Annotated in this window: 18 protein-coding genes; 8 read left to right on the top strand and 10 right to left on the bottom strand. The window is 62.6% G+C overall.

Annotated elements, in window-relative coordinates:
* Window positions 1–1,857 carry a translational GTPase TypA gene (gene typA / locus KF821_09575; protein ID MBX3006058.1) on the bottom strand — a complete coding sequence of 619 codons (1,857 nt, stop codon included), beginning with the start codon at window positions 1,855–1,857 and terminating at the stop codon, window positions 1–3.
* Window positions 1,858–1,928: 71 nt separating this feature from the next.
* Window positions 1,929–2,840, bottom strand: a complete 912-nt coding sequence (locus KF821_09580; GenBank protein MBX3006059.1) for an SH3 domain-containing protein — start codon at window positions 2,838–2,840, stop codon at window positions 1,929–1,931.
* 95 nt (window positions 2,841–2,935) lie between these two features.
* Here KF821_09580 and KF821_09585 point away from each other — a divergent pair, with 95 nt between their 5' ends.
* The 4 genes from KF821_09585 (at window position 2,936) to KF821_09600 (ending at window position 6,467) form a co-directional block, all read left to right on the top strand.
* The gene (locus KF821_09585; GenBank protein ID MBX3006060.1) at window positions 2,936–4,375 is read left to right on the top strand and encodes a hypothetical protein; all 1,440 of its coding nucleotides are present in this window, start codon (window positions 2,936–2,938) and stop codon (window positions 4,373–4,375) included.
* A gap of 52 nt (window positions 4,376–4,427) precedes the next feature.
* On the top strand, window positions 4,428–5,165 hold the full coding sequence (locus tag KF821_09590) for a Pr6Pr family membrane protein (protein MBX3006061.1): 738 nt from the start codon (window positions 4,428–4,430) through the stop codon (window positions 5,163–5,165).
* Between the two features lie 62 nt (window positions 5,166–5,227).
* Entirely contained in the window at window positions 5,228–5,704 is a 477-nt protein-coding gene (locus tag KF821_09595) for a GNAT family N-acetyltransferase (protein MBX3006062.1), read from the top strand.
* A 40-nt stretch (window positions 5,705–5,744) separates the two neighbouring features.
* Window positions 5,745–6,467 (top strand): Pr6Pr family membrane protein, encoded by a 723-nt coding sequence (locus KF821_09600; protein MBX3006063.1) that lies wholly within the window; start codon window positions 5,745–5,747, stop codon window positions 6,465–6,467.
* A 12-nt stretch (window positions 6,468–6,479) separates the two neighbouring features.
* Here KF821_09600 and KF821_09605 read toward each other — a convergent pair whose 3' ends face one another.
* On the bottom strand, window positions 6,480–7,118 hold the full coding sequence (locus tag KF821_09605) for a hypothetical protein (GenBank protein MBX3006064.1): 639 nt from the start codon (window positions 7,116–7,118) through the stop codon (window positions 6,480–6,482).
* Between the two features lie 125 nt (window positions 7,119–7,243).
* Here KF821_09605 and KF821_09610 point away from each other — a divergent pair, with 125 nt between their 5' ends.
* Window positions 7,244–7,405: a hypothetical protein gene (locus tag KF821_09610; protein ID MBX3006065.1), complete on the top strand. Its 162-nt coding sequence runs from the start codon at window positions 7,244–7,246 to the stop codon at window positions 7,403–7,405.
* A 48-nt stretch (window positions 7,406–7,453) separates the two neighbouring features.
* On the opposite strand, the gene KF821_09615 is transcribed toward KF821_09610, so the two are convergent.
* From KF821_09615 to KF821_09635, 5 genes are all read right to left on the bottom strand, one after another.
* Window positions 7,454–8,938 carry a diguanylate cyclase gene (locus KF821_09615; protein MBX3006066.1) on the bottom strand — a complete coding sequence of 495 codons (1,485 nt, stop codon included), beginning with the start codon at window positions 8,936–8,938 and terminating at the stop codon, window positions 7,454–7,456.
* Window positions 8,939–9,031: 93 nt separating this feature from the next.
* Window positions 9,032–11,125: a diguanylate cyclase gene (locus KF821_09620; GenBank protein MBX3006067.1), complete on the bottom strand. Its 2,094-nt coding sequence runs from the start codon at window positions 11,123–11,125 to the stop codon at window positions 9,032–9,034.
* A 14-nt stretch (window positions 11,126–11,139) separates the two neighbouring features.
* The gene (locus tag KF821_09625; GenBank protein ID MBX3006068.1) at window positions 11,140–11,907 is read right to left on the bottom strand and encodes an alpha/beta hydrolase; all 768 of its coding nucleotides are present in this window, start codon (window positions 11,905–11,907) and stop codon (window positions 11,140–11,142) included.
* Window positions 11,908–11,957: 50 nt separating this feature from the next.
* On the bottom strand, window positions 11,958–12,350 hold the full coding sequence (locus KF821_09630; protein ID MBX3006069.1) for a hypothetical protein: 393 nt from the start codon (window positions 12,348–12,350) through the stop codon (window positions 11,958–11,960).
* Complete coding sequence (locus KF821_09635) at window positions 12,347–14,047, bottom strand: GAF domain-containing protein (GenBank protein ID MBX3006070.1); 1,701 nt, start codon at window positions 14,045–14,047, stop codon at window positions 12,347–12,349. Before KF821_09635 ends, KF821_09630 begins: the two co-directional genes overlap by 4 nt.
* A 53-nt stretch (window positions 14,048–14,100) precedes the next feature.
* On the opposite strand from KF821_09635, the gene KF821_09640 reads away from it, so the two are divergent.
* Window positions 14,101–14,664: a cob(I)yrinic acid a,c-diamide adenosyltransferase gene (locus tag KF821_09640; GenBank protein ID MBX3006071.1), complete on the top strand. Its 564-nt coding sequence runs from the start codon at window positions 14,101–14,103 to the stop codon at window positions 14,662–14,664.
* Between the two features lie 6 nt (window positions 14,665–14,670).
* Here the strand turns inward: KF821_09640 and KF821_09645 are convergent, their stop codons facing one another.
* Window positions 14,671–16,290, bottom strand: a complete 1,620-nt coding sequence (locus KF821_09645; GenBank protein ID MBX3006072.1) for a glycosyltransferase family 39 protein — start codon at window positions 16,288–16,290, stop codon at window positions 14,671–14,673.
* A 121-nt stretch (window positions 16,291–16,411) separates the two neighbouring features.
* Between KF821_09645 and KF821_09650 the strand changes: the two genes are divergently transcribed.
* Together KF821_09650 and KF821_09655 are read left to right on the top strand one after the other, a co-directional pair.
* Entirely contained in the window at window positions 16,412–16,843 is a 432-nt protein-coding gene (locus tag KF821_09650) for a hypothetical protein (protein ID MBX3006073.1), read from the top strand.
* Window positions 16,815–17,027: a hypothetical protein gene (locus KF821_09655; protein ID MBX3006074.1), complete on the top strand. Its 213-nt coding sequence runs from the start codon at window positions 16,815–16,817 to the stop codon at window positions 17,025–17,027. The genes KF821_09650 and KF821_09655 overlap by 29 nt, the downstream gene beginning before the upstream one ends.
* A 4-nt stretch (window positions 17,028–17,031) precedes the next feature.
* Here the strand turns inward: KF821_09655 and KF821_09660 are convergent, their stop codons facing one another.
* The gene (locus KF821_09660) at window positions 17,032–18,276 is read right to left on the bottom strand and encodes a hypothetical protein (protein ID MBX3006075.1); all 1,245 of its coding nucleotides are present in this window, start codon (window positions 18,274–18,276) and stop codon (window positions 17,032–17,034) included.
* Window positions 18,277–18,284 lie beyond the last annotated feature (8 nt).

Genomic DNA, 18,284 nt, shown 5'->3' on the forward strand with positions numbered 1-18,284 from the left:
TTACTCCAGGGCTTGTTTGGCGCGCTTGGCCTCGCGGCCGCGCACATGCATATCCAGGATCTTCTTGCGAATGCGCAGACTCTGCGGGGTGACCTCAAGCAACTCGTCGTCCGCCAACTGCTCGATCGACTCGTCCAGGCTCATCACCCGTGGCGGGGTCAGGCGCTGCTCGATCTCGCCGCGGCTATCGGCGCGCACGCCGGTGAGCTTCTTGGTCTTGCACACATTGACTTCCAGGTCGCCTTCGCGCGGCTGCTCGCCCACGACCATGCCGGCATACACTTCCGTGCCCGCGCTGATGTAGAGGATGCCGCGCTCTTCGGCGGCGCGCAAGCCATAGGTCACCGCCGTGCCGGTCTCATAGGCGATCAATGAGCCGCGCGCCCGCGAGGTGATCGTGCCCGCCACCGGGCGATAGCCGGCAAACAGCGTGTTCATGATGCCGCGGCCGCGCGTGGCGGTGAGGAACTGCTGGCGAAAGCCGAGCAAACCACGCGTGGGCACAACAAAGGTCATCAAGGTGCTACCGGCCGGGCCTTCCATCATCTGCTGCATTTCGCCGCGCCGCCGCCCCATCATTTCCACCACCACGCCGGCCGTGTCCGGCCCGGTTTCGATATGCACTTCTTCGAACGGCTCCAGCGTATTGCCTTCGCCATCTTTTTTGAGGATCACTTCCGGGCGGGCCACATGGAATTCGTAGCCCTCGCGGCGCATGGTCTCGATCAGGATCGCCAGGTGCAGCTCGCCGCGCCCGGAGACAATGAAGGTATCGGCGCTCTCGGTATCCTCTACGCGCAACGAAAGATTGCTACGCAGCTCGTTGTAGAGGCGCTCACGCAGCTTGCGGCTGGTGCCCCACTTGCCTTCGCGACCAGCAAACGGCGAGGTGTTGACGCCGAAGGCCATACGCACGGTTGGCTCTTCCACGGTGATGCCGGGCAGCGCCACAGCGTGCTCACGGTCGGCCAGGGTTTCGCCGATGGCAATACCTTCCAGGCCGGCCACGGCCACAATGTCGCCGGCGCGCGCCTCTTGCACTTCCACGCGCTGCAAACCATCCTGCAAGTACAGGTAGCGCAACACTTCGGGCAAGTTGCGCCCGTCCAGCGTCAGGCGCGCCACCGTCTGGCTCACTTGCATGCGCCCGGCGAAAATACGCCCGATGGCGGTCTGGCCGCGGTAGTTGTCATAATCCAGCGTGGTCACCAGCATCTGCAGCGGCGCGTCCGCATCCACCACCGGGGGCGGCACTTCGTTGAGGATCGTTTCGAACAAGGGCTGCAGATCCGGCCCAAGCTCCGGCGTCAGGCCGGCGCGCTGCTGGGCGCCGATGGCATACACCACCGGGAAATCGGCCTGGGCATCGGTGGCCCCCAGATCGACAAACAGGTCAAAGGTCTCGTTGAGCGTGCGCGCTACGTCGGCGTCTTTGCGGTCTACTTTGTTGATCACCACGATGGCGCGCAGGCCCATCTCCAGCGCCTTTTTCAGCACAAAGCGTGTCTGCGGGCGCGGGCCTTCGGCGGCATCCACCAGCAGCAACACACCATCCACCATGTTCATCACGCGCTCGACCTCGCCGCCGAAATCAGCGTGGCCGGGGGTATCTACGATGTTGATCTTTACGGGGGTGTTGGTTGCCGGGTTGATAATTTGAATGGCGGTGTTCTTGGCCAGGATGGTGATGCCGCGTTCGCGTTCCAAGTCATTGGAGTCCATCACGCGTTCGGCTACCTGCTGGTTCTCACGGAACACACGCGCCTGGCGCAACAAGCCATCCACCAGGGTGGTTTTGCCATGGTCTACATGGGCAATAATGGCAATATTTCGTAAATCGTCTCGAGGTGTTTTCATAAAAGTCTTCCCATTAAAAAGACCCTGCACGGGGCAGGGCCTTGTAAGAAGGAGATTATAGCAGATGAAATTCAGGGTTGCGGGCAGAGAAAGTACGGATCGATGGCATCGCCCCCTTCAGACATCCAGCCGGTTTGGCCGCTTTCATCGCGCACCTGCCACCACGACCAGTCGTCGGCGCAAATTGGGCCATACATAACCTCCAGCGTGCTGCCGGGGGCATAGCGGCCGATGCGATCGGCTGAGCGGCTGGGCGAACTGCGCATGAACACGCTATCGCGCAGGGTGCATACCTGGGCATGCGCCCCCACGACTAAGCGCTGTGCGGGGGCTCCCGCGCAGCTCAAATCTACAAAGCCGGCGCGTCCCATGCCGTTTTCGGGAGCCGTTATCGCGGAAGAGGTTACCTGGCTACATGCGATCAAATCATTGCCGCGCGATGGCGTGTTGTACACGCCGATCAATTCCCATTCCCCGCTCTCGCCATCGAAGACCAGCCCGGTACTGCTCGACTCCCAGGGTTCATCGAGGACGTAGCACCCGCTGATATCGCAATAGTCTGTTTGCACCCAGGCCGGGTTCCACCCCTCCACCCACACCAGCATCCACGGCATGGACGGCACAAACATATAGCCCTGGCACGCCGCGCCGTTGCCTACGCGTTGTTGCAAGGCTTCATAGAATTCCTGGCGGGTAACGATGGTATTGCCCTCACCCTCAAAGCGAGAGTAGAAGACATTCTCGGCCTGCACCATGTCTCGCAGGATGTCTGGCCGGTTATTCTGCAGCGCAAAATCGATGGCGCGGATGATTTCGTACGCATCACCGTGATCGTAGTCAGTTGCGGTTTCCCTGAGCGGCTCCTGGCTGGGTTGAAGCGCCTGCAGCGTAGGCGCCTGCACGCGCCCCGCTTGTGACACCGTTTTGCAAGCTACGGCGATCAACGCCGCCAGGATCAAGAGACCAATGCGCACCTTTGCCATCATGTACCCCAAGCACTTGACATATTGCCCCAACTTTTACTGGAAAGATAAAAAGTCGTTATATCAGAAAAAAACTATTCACTACAGGGGGCTTTATGGCAATCGATCTGCAGGATCACGCCGAAGATTTTGCGCGCTTTTATGAAATGCTCTACCAACGCCCACTGCCGGCCCACGCGCGGCGCGATTGGGTCAAGCCGCTGTACGCCGCCCGCGCCGCCGGCAAAGGCCTGGTGGTCACCGCCTTCCGCGGCTCAGGCAAAACCACCGCGCTCAGCATTGCCTTCAGCGCCTTTCGCATTGGGTTGCAGCCCAGCCAAAGCCACTTGCTGGTGCAAGCCAGCGATGCCATCGCGCACGACACCAGTGCCCAGATCGCCGAGCTGATCGCGCACAACCCCGGCTGGCAGGCGGCCTTCCCGCACCTGGTGCCAGACCGCAAAGTGAGCTGGGGCGCCGAAGGCTACGAGCTCAACAATACGCACTACGACTATGCCGCATGGCGGGCGCGCTGTGCTCGCGACAAAGGCAAAGACCCCACACTGGTGGGCCTGGGTTACAAATCACGCGCCATCATCGGCAAGCACCCTACCGGCTTGCTGTTGGTAGACGACATCCACGATGAGACCAATACGCGCTCGGTGCGCGAGCTGGACACAGTGGTGAAGATCCTCACCGGCACGATCCTGCCCACCGCCACGCCAGAGACCTGGCTGCTGGTGGTGGGCACGCCCTGGCAGGAGAACGATGCCCTGGCCTATCTGGCCGCCACCGGGCGCTTCAAAAGCGCCAGCACGCCGATCCTGCGCGGCCAGACCCCGCAATGGCCCAGCAAGTTTCCCAAAGCCGCCATCCGCAAGCTGCGCAAACTCAGCGGAGAGGCGGAGTTTGCACGCATGTACCTGCTGGATCTGGAAGCGGCCCAAGGCCTGCACCTCAAGCCGGAATGGCTGCTGCCCTACCCGCACGAAAAGATCAACCCGCGCTGGCCGGTGGTGATGGGGGTGGACTATGCCAGTACCGCGGATGAGCTGATTGGTCGGCGGCGCGATTATTTCGCCGTGGCCATCGGCCGCGTGCTGCCCGGCGGCGGCATCGTGCTGGTGGATGGCTTCCGCGCCCAAGTCAGCCAGGGCGAAGCCGAGCAGCAACTGCGCGCCCTGGCGGCGCAATATCCCTCGACCCAGATGATCGGCGTAGAGGCGGTGGGCAAAGGAGAGGAGTTCTATCACCTCATGCTGCGCACTTCCAGCCTGCCACTGCTGCCGCTGCACCCCGGCGGCAAAAGCAAGGGCCGCCGCTTCGAGGCGGGCATGGCGCCGCTGTTCCAAAATGGCCGCGCCCGCATTGCTAATGTAGAAACACCGTTTCTGCGTGCGTTTCGGGATGAGTGGCTGCGCTGGCCCAACGGCGAGCATGACGATACGCTCGACGCGGTGGCCTGGATGCTGCACGTCGGCCGCAGCCACATTCCGCCGCGCCCGCCGCGCCCGGCTGCGCACGCCAACCCGTTTCGCAGCCTGGGGCGCGGCTAAGGCTGGCGATTCTGCTGATTGCGCCCGCCGCCGCTTTGCATACAATGGGCCTATGGACAAACGAAAATTCATTATCGCATTACGCATTATTTTAGGAGTAGCGACCATCGCCGCGCTCATCCGCCAGTTTGGCAGCATGGGCGGCGAGGTGGTCAATTTCTTTAGCTACTTCACCCACCTCACAAACATTATTCTTGTGTTTGTGTACCTCAGCGGGGCGTGGACCCTGCTGCAAAACCGCAAGCCCACCGTCAAGCAAGAAATGCTGCGCGGCGGCTCGGTGGTCTTTATCCTCGTTGTCGGTCTGGTGTACGAGGCCTTGCTGCGCCGCAGCCTGGGTTCCGAACTCACCTGGAACAACCTGGTGGTGCATTACATCAACCCTGTCGTGGCTCTGCTGGACTGGTTGCTCTACCCGCCGCAGCAGAAGCTGCCCAAGAATGTGTGGGTCTACTGGCTGATATTCCCTCTCGGGTATCTGCTCTACAGCCTGGTACGCGGGGCGCTGGTGAATTGGTATCCCTACTCGTTCTTTGACCCGGTTCGCCAAGGTGGCTATGGCGGTGTAGCGCTGTACAGCGTGGGCATCACCCTTCTGTTCCTGCTGTTTAGCGGCCTGGTGCTCAAGCTCACCCGCACGCCAGCTGCGGCCCCGGTTGCGGCCACGGTGGCTTCGAAGGCGCCTGCCAAGGCGAAAGCCCCGGCCAAGAAAAAGGCTGCAAAGAAAGCTACCAAGAAAGTCGCCAAGAAGGCAGTAAAGAAAGCTGCCAAACAAAAATCCCGCCGCTAGGCGGGATTTTTGTTATCCATCAACACCACTGCCGAATAGACCATTTGCGCTATCATGGCGGCGTGGCAATCATAACCCTGCGCCCAGTAGAAGAAACAGACTTCCCCGTATTCCTCGTGCACCAGGCCGATGAAGGCTCGCGCTACATGGCCGCCTTCGGCACGCCAACCGCGTTGGACGCCGAGGCCCACGCCGCCCGCTGGGAGCGCATCCTCGCCAACCCAGACGGCGTAGCACGTACCATTCTCGCCGATGGCGAGGTGGTTGGCAACATCATCACGTTTGTGATGTTCGGCGAGAACGACCTGGCCTACTGGCTGGGGCGCGAGCACTGGGGCCGCGACATCGCCACCCAGGCGGTACGCCTGTTCCTGCAGGAGTATCGCCAGCGCCCATTGTGTGCGCGCGCCGTCAAAGACAACCTGGCCTCATTGCGCGTGCTGGAGAAGTGCGGCTTTGTGCGCACAGGCGAAGAACGCAGCTTCTCTGACATCCGCAACGCCAATGTAGACGAAGTGCTGATGCGCCTGGACAGTTAGCCTATTGCATTGCGCCGCCAAACCCGCCTACAATGGGGTTATGGACAAGCGCAAAACCCTCATCGTTGTTCGTTTATTCTTTGGCCTGCTCACTTTTTACGCAGTAGACTTGCAACTGGGCACTCATCTGCGGTTGGGTTATGACCCGGTCAACTACTTCAGCTACTTCACCAACCTAAGCAACCTGTTTCTGGCCGCCATCTTTGTGATTGGCGGTCTGTTGCTGTGGCAGAAGCAAACTCCAACGCGCACCCAGGAATCGGCGCGCGGCGCTTCTGTGGTGTACATCGCCGTGGTGGGTATCGTCTACGGCATTTTGCTGCGAGACATTGACCTGGGTTCGCTGGAGCCGTGGATTAATACCCTGCTGCATTATGTGAACCCTGTGGTGGGTGTGGTGGATTGGTTTGTGTCACCGCCGCAGCACAAGCTGGCCAAAGACGCCTGGAAGCCGTGGTTCATGTTCCCCATCGCCTATCTTGGCTACACCCTGGTACGCGGCAGCCTGGTGGGCTGGTATCCCTACCCCTTCCTCAACCCGGGCAACGTGGGCGGCTACGCAATTGTTGCGCTGTATTGCCTGGCCATTCTGGTGGTGTTCTTTGCCATCAGCTGGGCTGTCATTCGGGTAGCCAACGGTAACGGCAGCTCATCCACGCCAACCGCGAAAACAAAGCCCAAATCAAAAACCAAGGCAAAAGCAACAAAGAAGGTTGCCAAGAAGGCAACCAAGAAAACTGCCAAACAAAAATCCCGCCGTTAGGCGGGATTTTACTTACTGGGTCTCCCCTTCGCGTATCCATTGCAAATAGCGCGGCACCAAATCAGCAAAGAAGGCGTACTGGTCTACGCCGTCTTCGCCAGGCCCGGTCAGCAACAGGTAGAGATTGTGATAGGCAATCTCCACACCAATGCCGCCGGAGCCGTCTTGCCAGACCAGGTGCTCAGCGTCTACACCGGGCAGATCGGGCCGCAGGGTCAGCTCGCCCATATCCAGCCGGTTCCAAACTTCGGCGTGCCATTCACGGCTGAGTACCGCCAGCGGGCCGGCCTCGCTCTCATAGACATTGACGACGTTCACCAGGTACAGCGGGCCAGCCCCGCTGCGGCGATCCAACTGGCGCTGCCAGCCCATCAGGCGGCCGGTGGCGGCGATGTAGGCTTCGCCATCGGGGCGCATCTCGATCACGCGGCTATTGGGTGCTTCGGTGCCGGCGCTGGTTAATGCGTAGGCTTCGCCGGTCAGCTCACTGGGCAGCAAGAAGTCTTGCGGGCCGCTGAGGAACACGCCGCCCGCCATCAGAAAGGGCTCGCGGGTAGCCTGGCTGGCCTGTGCCAGCTGTGGCTGGGCGCCGCAAGCGGCCAGGCTTAGCGTCAAAAGTAGCAGTACCAAAACACCTGTGCGAACCTTCACATACCCTCCGCGAGAGACGTACTATAGCACGCGGCAGGCCGCAACGGGGCGCAACCCCGCCGGGCAAGCCGTGTTTTATTTTGCAGGTACGGTATTCCGTATAGGGACCCCCCAAGGAGATTCTGATGAACCTTCAGAAACCCACTACTGCATTGCAAGCAATCTTTTTCGTTTTGGCTGGCCTGAAGTACTTCGGCGTGGAAATCCCCTTCGCCGACACCCTGACCGGTATCGCCGGTGTGTTGGGTGGCGCGGGTGGCCTGCTGGGCGCCTTCACTGACAAGTAAGTCAGTCACGCCAGAAAAAAAAGACCGGGCTTTGCCCGGTCTTTTTGTTTAATCGCGATACAGCTGCACTTGATTTTTGCCGGATTGTTTCGCCTTGTAGAGCGCTTCGTCTGCCTGGTTAAGCAACTGGTTGAAATCCACGCTATCGCCGCGCCGGCCAGAGTAGCACGAGACCCCCAGGCTCACTGAGGCGTCTTCGCCGGCGCCGTTCACCAGCGGGCTCTGCGTGTACTGGTTGCGCACGCGCTCGGCCACATCGCCCGCCTCGCTGAGTGTGGCGCCGGGCAATACCAGCAGGAATTCATCGCCGCCCCAGCGCCCGGCCCAGTCATAGCGGCGCTTCTGCATCTTGATGGCGCGGGCCAACTCCAGGATCACCTTGTCACCGGTGGTGTGCCCTTGCACATCGTTGATCACTTTGAGATTATCCAGATCCACCAGCACCAGGCACATCGGGCGGCCCTCACGCTGGGCGCGGAACCATTCGGCTTCGGCGTGCTCGGTCACGGCGCGGCGGTTGAGCAGCCCGGTCAGCGGGTCTTGCATCGCCAGGGTCTGCATCTCTTCCAGTGAGAAGCGCAACTGATCCTCCAGGCGTTTGCGCTCGGTAATATCGCGCACAATGCTCTGGTGATACAGCGGCATGCCGTCCTCATCCTTCACCAGCGACAAACCTACTTCGGTGATGATGCGGCTGGCGTCTTTGCGGATCATGGTGCGCTCAAACAGTGGCACATTGCCCTCGCGCTCCAGGCGGGTGAAGTTGGCCTTCATGGCGGCCACTTCGGTGGGCGCGATCACCTCGGCGATCGGCTTGCCGAGCAGCTCCTGGCGCTCATAGCCCAGCAGGGCGGCGCCCTGCTGGTTGACGTCGAGGTAGCGCAACTGGGGATCGATCAAAAAGACGGCATCGTTGGTGTGTTCGAACAGGGAGCGGTAGCGGCCTTCATTGCGGCGCGCCCCCAGCAAACTTTCGCGTAGCACGATATCCCCCAAAAAGAAAATGAACACGAGGAAGAGCACGCTCATGATCAGCGGGGGCAACTCCCCCTCATAGGCCATCAATTGCAACCCCGGGAAAAGGCGCTGGCGCAGCGGCAGCGAAAAAATCAGGAAATCGAGGATGGCGGTCAGCAGCGCCATGAACACTGCCACCCGCCCACTGAGCAAGAAACGGGTCAGCACCACCAGCAGGAACTGCGGCACCATCCACATGCTATTGTGATTGGATTCGCCCAGTACCACCAGTAGGGTTAGCCCCCAGAAACTCCACACGATCAACGTGGTAGCGGCAGTGATGCGCCCACGCTTCCACAAGATCCACACCAGGCCGAGGAAGAGCAGCATCAGCCCCTGGCCTACGCGGGCGGCCGGGCTGGCTTGAAACAGGCCACCGGTGACCACAATGCCGACGACGGCCAGCAAAAAGATTACCCAAAAAATGTAGCCGAAGAGACGGCCCCGCAGATCATCTGATATATCCCCAGCGCGGCTTAACCGCACCAAGTCCTTGAGGCGGCGCATCACTTGCATACGTACGAACCCGCAGAACTATACCGCTGTTTTGGTTTTGCAATCCCACCCGCGGCCCGCCCCGGCGTTGGCGCGTGCGGCGGGCGCGGCATTTTAGGCCACGCCTACCCGGTTGCGCCCGGCTTGCTTGGCGCGGTAGAGTGCCCGGTCAGCCTTGGCGAACAGGCCACCCGGCGTTTCGGCATGCGCACCGGCCCGGTCTGACACGACTCCCAGGCTGACCTGCAAGGTCAGCGTCTCGCCATCTTCCAGGCGTACATGCGCCTGGCCAATGCGTTGGCGCAAACGCTCGGCCACCTGCAAAGCCACTTCCTGATCCGAACCGGGCAGCAGCAGCATGAACTCATCGCCACCCCAGCGGCCAGCCACATCATTGCGGCGCATGCTGGTCTTGAGCAGGGTGCCCACCAGCTTGAGCGCTTCATCGCCCATCAGGTGGCCGTGGGTGTCATTGATCTCTTTGAGGTGATCCAGATCCAGCAAGATCAAGCTAAACGGCAGCCCCGCTTGCATGGCGCCGCGCCATTCCAACTCGGCGCGCTCAGTGATCGCCCGGCGATTGTGCAAGCCGGTGAGCGCATCGGTCATCGCCTGCGTTTCCGTCTCGCGCAAGTTGCGCTCCAATTGTTCGCGCAGGCGCACTTCGTTGTCCACATCGCGGCCGGCCGCTTGCACTTCCACCAGCACACCGTTCTCGTCAAAGATGCCGCGCGAGGTCCATTCGATCCAGCGCAGCACGCCATCGGCGCGCAAGCTCAGGTTGCGGCTGGTGGTTGCCGGGTGCTCAACGGAGATCGAGTCGATCTTGGCGCGCAGGGCCTCGGCCTCCTCTTGATTGAGCATTTGGTTCCAAATCGGGCGGTGCTCGGCTCCCTTAGGCGGCAAGTTAAAGAAGCGTTCATAGGCTTCGTTGGCAAAGGTGATCAGGCCCTGCGGCGAGTAGCGGCAAATCATATCGGTCTGGTCTTGCAGGATCGCCAGGTAGTGTTGCTGGCTGCGGTGCAGGGCGCGCTCGACCTGTTGGCGCTCGATCACGCCGCCCAGGATGCCAGCCGCCGCCCGCAGCGCTTCTTCTTCATCCAGCGTCCATTCGCGTTCGGTCTTGATCTCATCGAAGCCAATAAAGCCCCACCAGGCGGCGCGCACAAAGATCGGCACGAGCAGGATCGATTTCAATCCCTGCGATTGCAAGCGGCGCCGCTCACCGTCTGGCAGGTCTTTCACCCGGCTGCTGACTACGCGATTGTTGGACAGCAGATCGACCCAGCGCGAGAGCCCCACCTCGCGAAAATGGGTGCTCTTGAAGCGCCCCAATTGCATGTATTCGGAGACGTTGCTATTGGCCCAGGCGGCCAACTCATGCGACATCAAGTTATCACCACTGCCCGGGGCATTTTCAAAGATGCGCACCCGGTCAACCCCGGTGGCCTGGCCCAGATCACCCAGCACATCCTGAATGCTTTCGGCAAACGAGTGCTGGCGAAAAAGTTGCTCCGCGGCGCGTGACACCGCTTTGAGGATGGCTTCTTTGCGCCGCAGATGGCTCTCTTCCACGCTCTGGGCCTGCTGGGCAGCATGCAGCTCGCTCACCCGCGTGGTGAGCGAGTCTTCCTTGGCCTGGGCCTCATCAAAGGCTACCCGCAACCGGTTGACGTAGGTGAGGGTGAGCCCCACGCTCATGATGAAGAACAGCGATTGCACCGCCCAATAGGCGTGCATGTCCAACAGCAGCGTCGGCGGCTCCCCATTCTGGGTATGCAACAGGACGGTGACGTAGTTCCACAGGATGGTGAGTAGTGCCAGCGTCGACGCAAACGATCCGTTCACCAGCAAGCCGGCCATGAAGATCATCAGAATCTGGCCGAGCATCGAGACGCTGCGCACCCCTTCGCCCCAGTACATCGCCGCGCTAATGCAGCCCCACAGGGCCAGCAGCATACAGATGCCGGCAAACTGCACCCAGCCGCGGCGCAACAATGCCAGGGTAATGAACTCAACCAGGATGGCGCCCAGCGCGATATTACGGCCGGTCAGGTTGTGCGGGGCCAGCACCGTTAACAGCAGCGCCAAGCAGATGGTGGCGGGAATTAAGACCGCCAGAATACGGCTGAGAAGCCCGGCCTGACGTCTAAGCTCTGAATCTTCTAGTTCGGGGGCGCCTAACCAGCGTTGCACACGCGCTATCATCGCTGCGCCCGATTTTAGCGTGATTCCCAGTTTCGCAAGGCATCCTCCACGCAGGCGGCCACCTCCACCGGGCGCTCAAGCATCAGCATATGCCCCGCGCCAGGCACGGCTTGGTAGCGCGCCAGTGGCAAACGCTGCGCCAGCGCCTGCGAGAGGTGCGGCGCGACCATTTGGTCTTCCGCCCCGCTGAGCAGCAAAGCCGGCACGCGCAGCCCAGGCGCCGCTTCGCCAAAATCAAAGTGGCTGCAGGCCACGAAATCCGCATACAACTGGCCGGCACGGTTGGCCAGCAGTTGGCGCGTGTACGCGCTGCGCAGCGCGGCATGGCTCTGCCGCGCAAACGACCATTGCACGATGTTGCGCACGCCCTCGTTGCCGCGGCCGGGGTGCAACAGCGTCTCCATTAAGTGGGGGTTCACTGAGAAGCGCGCCGCGCCGCCCAACAGCACCAGCCCCTGCGTGCGCCGCGCGGCACGCTGCGCCATCAGCAGAGCGATGGCTGCGCCCATTGAATGACCGGCCAGCACGGCCTGCTCGATCCCCAGGTCAGCCAGCCATTGCCACAAACAATCGGCGTAGGCGGCGAGCGTTTCCATTGAAGCCAGCGAAGAACTGCCATGCCCGGGCAGATCCGGCGCAATCACGCGCCAGCCCGGCAGGCGGCGCAGTTGGTACGGCCAACTGGCCGTGCTACCCCCCGCGCCATGGATTAAAAGAAGCACCGGCATGGAATCACGGTGCCCGGTTTGTGCGGCGTAATACAAGCCCCCGCTTCTCGGCATTTGCAGCCTCCCGAGATGCGGCCTACTGCCCCTTCAGCCCCCTTAGACCATCATTTCTTCATCAATAAGATATGAGCACCAAGCCCCATCAAGCCACCCAGCAATGCACACAGCGGAAGCGCGGTGAGCACGGCGGCAAACTGGCGCAGCGCGAAATCAGGAAACCCGTGCGCATGCACCCCACTCTTGAACACCATCAGCCCCAGCGTGAGCACTGGCGCGCTGGCCAACCAGGCGGCGGCCACCAGCGTAGCCGCTACGCGGCCCAGTGTAGACCAAAACGGCCACATGCGCAGCGCCAGCCAGACACACAAATCCAACGCCAGTACTAACGGGAAGGTAAGCTGGGTATCTTCAAACGGCAGCCAGAGCAGAAAGAGCACCAGCCAAACCGCACCGAGCATGCGCAGCCTGCGCGGGGCGGCAGCCGGTGCGGTGCTCACAGCTCTCCGCGGCGCAGGCGCTCAGCGGCCTGCTCACTCAGCGGCACCCACACACGCAGCTGCATGCCCCCTTCGGCTTGCTTATCCATGCGCAGCACGCCGTTGAGCAGGTTGGTGCGCTCGTGCAGAATATCCAGCTCACCGTCGGCGTTGCCTTCCGGCGCGGGGCCATCAGTCTGCACGGTGAGCAAGGTAATGCTGCCATCCAGGGGCGCCAACTGCACGCGGGCATGGCGTGCCTGGCCCTGGCGCTGAGCATAGGTCAGCGCCTGGTCCACGATCGAGAACAACAGGGTCTGCTTGCCTTGATCCATGCGCGTCTCGGCCGCCGGGTCTGCCTGTACGTCTACAGCCAGGCCGTAGCTTTCCTGCACATGCTTAGCCAGGTCTTGCAGGGCGGCGCCCAGGCCGCCGGTTTCCAGCACCTGCGGGCGCAGCGTAAAGAGCATATGGCGCATCTCTTTGGTGGTGCGCCGCGCCAGATCTTCGATCTTGAACAGCTCCTCGCCGGCAGCGGCCGGATCCTTGGCCAGCAGGCGGCGGGCCAGGTTAATGCGCATCGCCAGCGCGGCCACGTTCTGGGTGGGCCCATCGTGCAGGTTGCGCGCCAACTGCTGGCGAGCTTGCGTCTGCAAGTGGGCGATGCGCTCTTTTTCTTCGGTCAGTGCTTCGTAGAGCTGCGCGTTTTGTAGGGCGCTCATCAGTTGGCGGGCGATCAAGCCAGCCAGTTCACAACGTTCTGGGTCAAAGAAATCGGCATCCGGGTGCGCAAAGAACAGCACGCCGAACAGATCCAAGCCGGCCACCAACGGCAGGGCATACACACTCTGCGTATTGTGCAAACCGGCCAGCAGTTTCAATTCTTCATCGGCCAGCGGGTTGGGCACTTGGCGCGGTTCGCCATGTTGTAGCAGCTCAGCCAGCGCGCCGGCCTGCCCCGGCAGTACACGGCCAATGTCCTGTGCCGCCAGGCCGCGCCCGGCGGCCAGGCGCAGGCCGCCTTCGTCAAACAGCAAGACGCCGCCCAGCGTGCGCGCCACATTCTCGTGGCTCTCCATCAAAGCTTTGCTGCCAGCATCTAGGGCAATTTCCAGCACCTGTTCATACACCAGGCTGGCATTCATTTGTTGGGTGATGTTAAACAGGGCTTCGTTGCGCTCGCGCTGGCGCTGGGTAGCTTCGAGACGCTTGTATTCGGCCATCTCGTGCTGCTCCTGCAGCGCAAAATCTGCCTGGCGGCCGAGGAAGCCTAAGATGCTGCCCACGGCCAGAAAAGCCAGGGCGGGCAAAAGCATACGCAGGGGGATCTGCGCCACGGGCACATCGATGGCTGCCAGCGCCGCAAACGCCGCAGCGCTGCCCAAGCCGGCCGCCAACCCGCCGCCCAGGCCGAGCGACCAGGCCGCGCGCAGCACCGGCAGCACGCCGATCCACACCAACGGACCCAGCACGGTGCGGCTGAAGTAAAACAGCGCCAGGGCGATGGCGAAATCCACGATGAGTTCGATGGCGGTTTGCTGGCGCCAACGCTGGCCCTGCAGCCAACGCACACTGAGCCAGGCATTCCACAGCCCCGCCAGGGCCAGCAAGAGCGGAATGGTGAGCACGCCGGCGCCCGTCAGCGCCAGTTGCGCCGCGGCAGCCAACAGCACCAACCAACGGCTCAGGATTGCATAGGCAGCGATGTCGGCGCGCATGGCGAGGATTATAGCTGGCCGCTGCGGCGCGTGCCGCGCGCTATAATGCGGGCATGCCACGCCTGACCAAGATCTATACCAAGACGGGGGATGACGGCAGCACCGCGCTGGGCAGCAAACAGCGCGTTGCCAAAGATCACCCGCGCGTGCGCGCCTACGGCGCAGTGGATGAGTTGAATTCGTTCATCGGCCTGGCGCTGGCCCAGGGGCTGTGCGCCAAACTGGCCGCAGTGCTGCCGGCGATCCAAAACCAGTTGTTCCACCTCGGCAGCGATCTCTCCTTCCCGCCCGAAGAAGCCGAAGAATTCAAGGTGCCGCGCATCGAGGCGCGCCATGTGGCCGCGCTCGAAGTACTGATCGACGAAATGAACGCCGAGCTCGGCCCGTTGCAGAATTTCATTCTGCCCGGCGGCAGCCTGGGCGCAGCCACCTTGCAGGTGGCGCGCGCCGTATGCCGCCGCGCCGAGCGCCGCCTGGTAACCCTGGCGCGCCAAGATGCAGTGCGCCCTGAATCGGTAACCTATGTCAATCGCTTATCGGATGCGTTGTTTGTGATGGCGCGCTATGAAAATTTGCAGCGCCAGATCCAAGAACCGTTGTGGGATAGCCACGCCTAGCCCTCGCTAGGGCTGGTACACCCGCACGTAGTCGACTCCATCCAGCACCAGGGTATACACCGGCTGCAAATCAGCCAGCGCATCCAGCAGATTCTGCGGGGTGTGGCGTTGCCATTGGTGAACGTAGATCACCAGGTAGTCGTGCGCCAGCGTGGCTTGCAATTCCGCCGAGCTGAGCTGCGCGGCGATGGGAATATCGTCCACCGCCAGCGGGCTTTGAAAACTGAAGGCGTTGCTGTACCAGGCCGCCACGCGGGCCGTGCCCACATCCGGCTGGCGGCTGAGGAAGCTGGCCGCTTCGTCCAACCCTTCGCCCCAACCCAAGAGCATCACATGTTGCGCAGCGGCAGTGCCACCCAGAAGCGGATTATAGAAGTTGAGGTAATACGGGAAGGCGCCCAGCGCCCAGAAGGCCTGCGCGCCGAGCAGCAGCGCCGCGGCGGCCAAAGGGCGCCAGCGGGCGCCGCGCCACTGGCGCAAAGCCGCCGCCAAACCCCAGCCAGCCAACAGCACCAGCGCGGCGTAGGCCGGCAGCATATAGCGATCGAATTTTTTGGCGGCGACACTCATGGCGAGGATAAACACCGCCGCAAAGCCGAGCAGCGCGACCAGCCCCTGGCGTTGCTCCGGCGGCTGGCGGCGCCAGGCCCATAGGGCCGCCGCGGCCGCCAGCACGCCCAGCCAATCCAGCGGTGTGGCGCGCCATAAAAACGTATATAGATAGAAGTAGGCCGAAGCCAGGCCGAGCTCCCCATTGGGATACAACTGGCCATTGAAATAGATCGGCCCGCTGTGTTCGCCGCTGGCGGTTTCGGCTGCATAGCTCCACACCTCACCGAGCGCCTCCAGCGGCGCTACCCACATCTTGGGCCACAAGGCTACGTACACCAACAGCGCCGCCAGCCCGCAGACCAGCACGCCGCGCCACACCGTGCGCCGCGCGGCGGGTTGGCGCCAGGCCTGCCACACGGCCAGCGCCAGGATGCACGGCCCCAACAGCAGCGTGGGCGATTTGGTCAGCCAGGCCAAGCCCGCCGCCAGCCCGGCAACGGCCGCATGGCGCAACTGGCCTGTGCGCTGGTGCCAGGTGAAAGCCAGCAGCGCCAGCAAGACCAGCCCGGCCATCAGCCCATCTTGGTGCAGCAAGCGTTGGTGCGCGATCAGGAAGGGATCCAAGGCCAGCAGGCCGCCGGCCAGTGCGGCGGGCCAGCCACCCCACACGCGCAGCAGATACCAGGCCAGCGCGGCGAACACCAGCGTGTTAGCCAGCACCATCACCTGGCGCGCCGCCGCCAGAATTTGCACCGGGTTGTAGCCCGCCTGGCGGAAGGCGGTGCGCACATGAAAATCTGTGATCTGTTCGGGTGGATCGCTAGCGAAATCTGGCAGGCGCGCACGCAGCCCCAGCACGCCCGCCCAGGCGGTGGTGAGCCCAGGGTGCCCGGCCAGGCCGGTATCGTGCCAATCGCCCTGCTCCACCGCCACCGCCAACTTGGCTGATTGGGTCAGCCAGAAGACTTCGTCAATGGTGACGTAGCGCCCCAGGCCGGGCCAGCGCACGGCGAAGAAGACCAGCACCAGGCTGGCCCACAGCCACCACCGCGCGGAGAGTATGGCGCTACGCATTGGCGTGGATTATACGCGCCCACTGCATCATCCCCGCCGCCGGTGTCCAGCGCCTTGACATTGGCTTGACTGCGCTTGAAAAAAATTCACATCCTCAGTATCATCATAGAACAATCGTTCTATGGAAAACAGCCACGCACTCAACACCACCCATCGCAACAAAAAGGCCGTCGCCCACATTGTGCAGCAATATCGCATTCTGGCGGGCACATCCTACAAGCCCGCCACGCTGCGTGAATTTGCACATGAGCTGAGCGAAGCCTTGCACAGCATCGGCCGCAGTGTGAGCTACCAGAGCATCAAGAATTGGCAAGACCGTGTCTACCTGCCGGACACCTTGCTGATGATGCGCCTGGCCCAAGTGGCCAAGCACGATTGGCGCGGCGAATTTGCCGCCGACATTCTGGCTGCGCTGTACCCGCAGGAGTACCAGCCGCTCACCGAGATCGGCCGGCGGGCATTGCTCAGCAGCGACGAAATCCGACTCACAGGGGAACAGTATGGGGGCCAACAAAAAGAAGCCAATGAAGCCACAAGGCTCAGTCGAAGTTGAAGTGACCCGCGTGGAGCAGTATGCCTGCGGGTGCACCACCACGCGCATCGAAAGCAGCCAACTGGCGCGCAAGTGGTTGCAGCATTGCAGCGCCCACCAGGGGCGCCTGGTCAAAGTGGAAACGGTGATGGAGTTCCAACTGGAAGCCGAGACACCGCGCCCCGCCGCGGCCCCGGCGGCGTAAGCCGCTAGGGTGCGCCCGGCGTAGCAGGCGCCAGGCGCACGCGGTCGTACCCGGCCGTGCTCGCCAACACCTCGATCGTATAGCCGGCCACGTTCAGCGCCTCGCCGCGCTGCAGCGTGGCCTGCGCCAGCCCGGCATCTTCTTGCGCCGGCGGCCACACCACCAGCGGGCCATAGCCGCTGGCCACATTAGCATCCACCACATACACCAGCGCGCCCGGCTCAGGCAGCAAGTGATCATAGCCTTCGGCGCGGCGGCTCTCCACCACCAGCAAACGGCCGGCGCCCAGCGGCAGCAACACCGCCTTCATGCCGCCCTGGCGTTCGATCGGCGTGAGCTCCACGGTCAACGCCTCCCCTGCTGGCAGGCAATACACCTGCTCGTCAGCCAGCCAACCCAGCAGCCAGCGCTCCAGCGCACTCAGCTCCGGTGCGAAGCCAAAGATGTTGCCCATCAGGCTATAGCCGCCGGAATACGGGAACTGATCCAGCGGCGCATCATAGGCGTACAGATCCGGCAGGCCCAGGCTGTGGCCAAGTTCGTGCGGCAGCCACATCCAACCCCAATACAACAGGTCACGGCCCGAAGTCATGCCATTGGCGATGATCACGCCATCCGCCTGCAGGCCGGAACTGCGAAAGCCGGTGTAGGTTGGCCCGTAGGCAATCGCCTCCGCATCCGGGTTGCTCAGCACGATCACCAAGTCGGCGCCGGAGAAATCGACCTGCGCATCGGCCAGATCCACCGCCTCTTGCAAAAAGGCCAAATGCGGTGCGTAGGCGCTCAGGCTGGCGCCGTAGTGCGCCGCTGGCTGGCTTAGGCGCAGCCAGGTGTAGTGCGGTTCGAGTTGAAGTGCAAAGCGCCCATAGGATTGCGCGGCCAGAAAGTCCTCGGCCTGCGGTGAGAGCAAGGCCAGCACCGCTTGCGGGCTGCGGCTGGAGGGCGCATCCTCAAAATCGGCGAAGAGCACTACGGCGCGCACGGTGCCCAGGCTGGGCAAGCGCTCAGGCGAGCGCGGCCAGCCCAGCCCCAAGTGCGCGCGGCTGGGCAACTGGCAGGAGCGCACAGAACGCGGCGTGGGGCTGGCTGCGGGGCTGAGCGTTGGGCTGGGCGTTCGCTCGAACATCGCGCTGGGCGTGCTGGCGGCCGTCGGGCTGGCGCTGGGGAGCAGCGTGGCTGGCGAGGCCGTGTGCGCGCGGCAAGCCAGCAGGGGCACCAAGAGCAAGGGGCTAAGCCATGCTGCGCGCATCGGCACTA

Source organism: Anaerolineales bacterium (assembly GCA_019637755.1).
In the GTDB taxonomy this organism is placed as follows: domain Bacteria; phylum Chloroflexota; class Anaerolineae; order Anaerolineales; family UBA11579; genus JAMCZK01.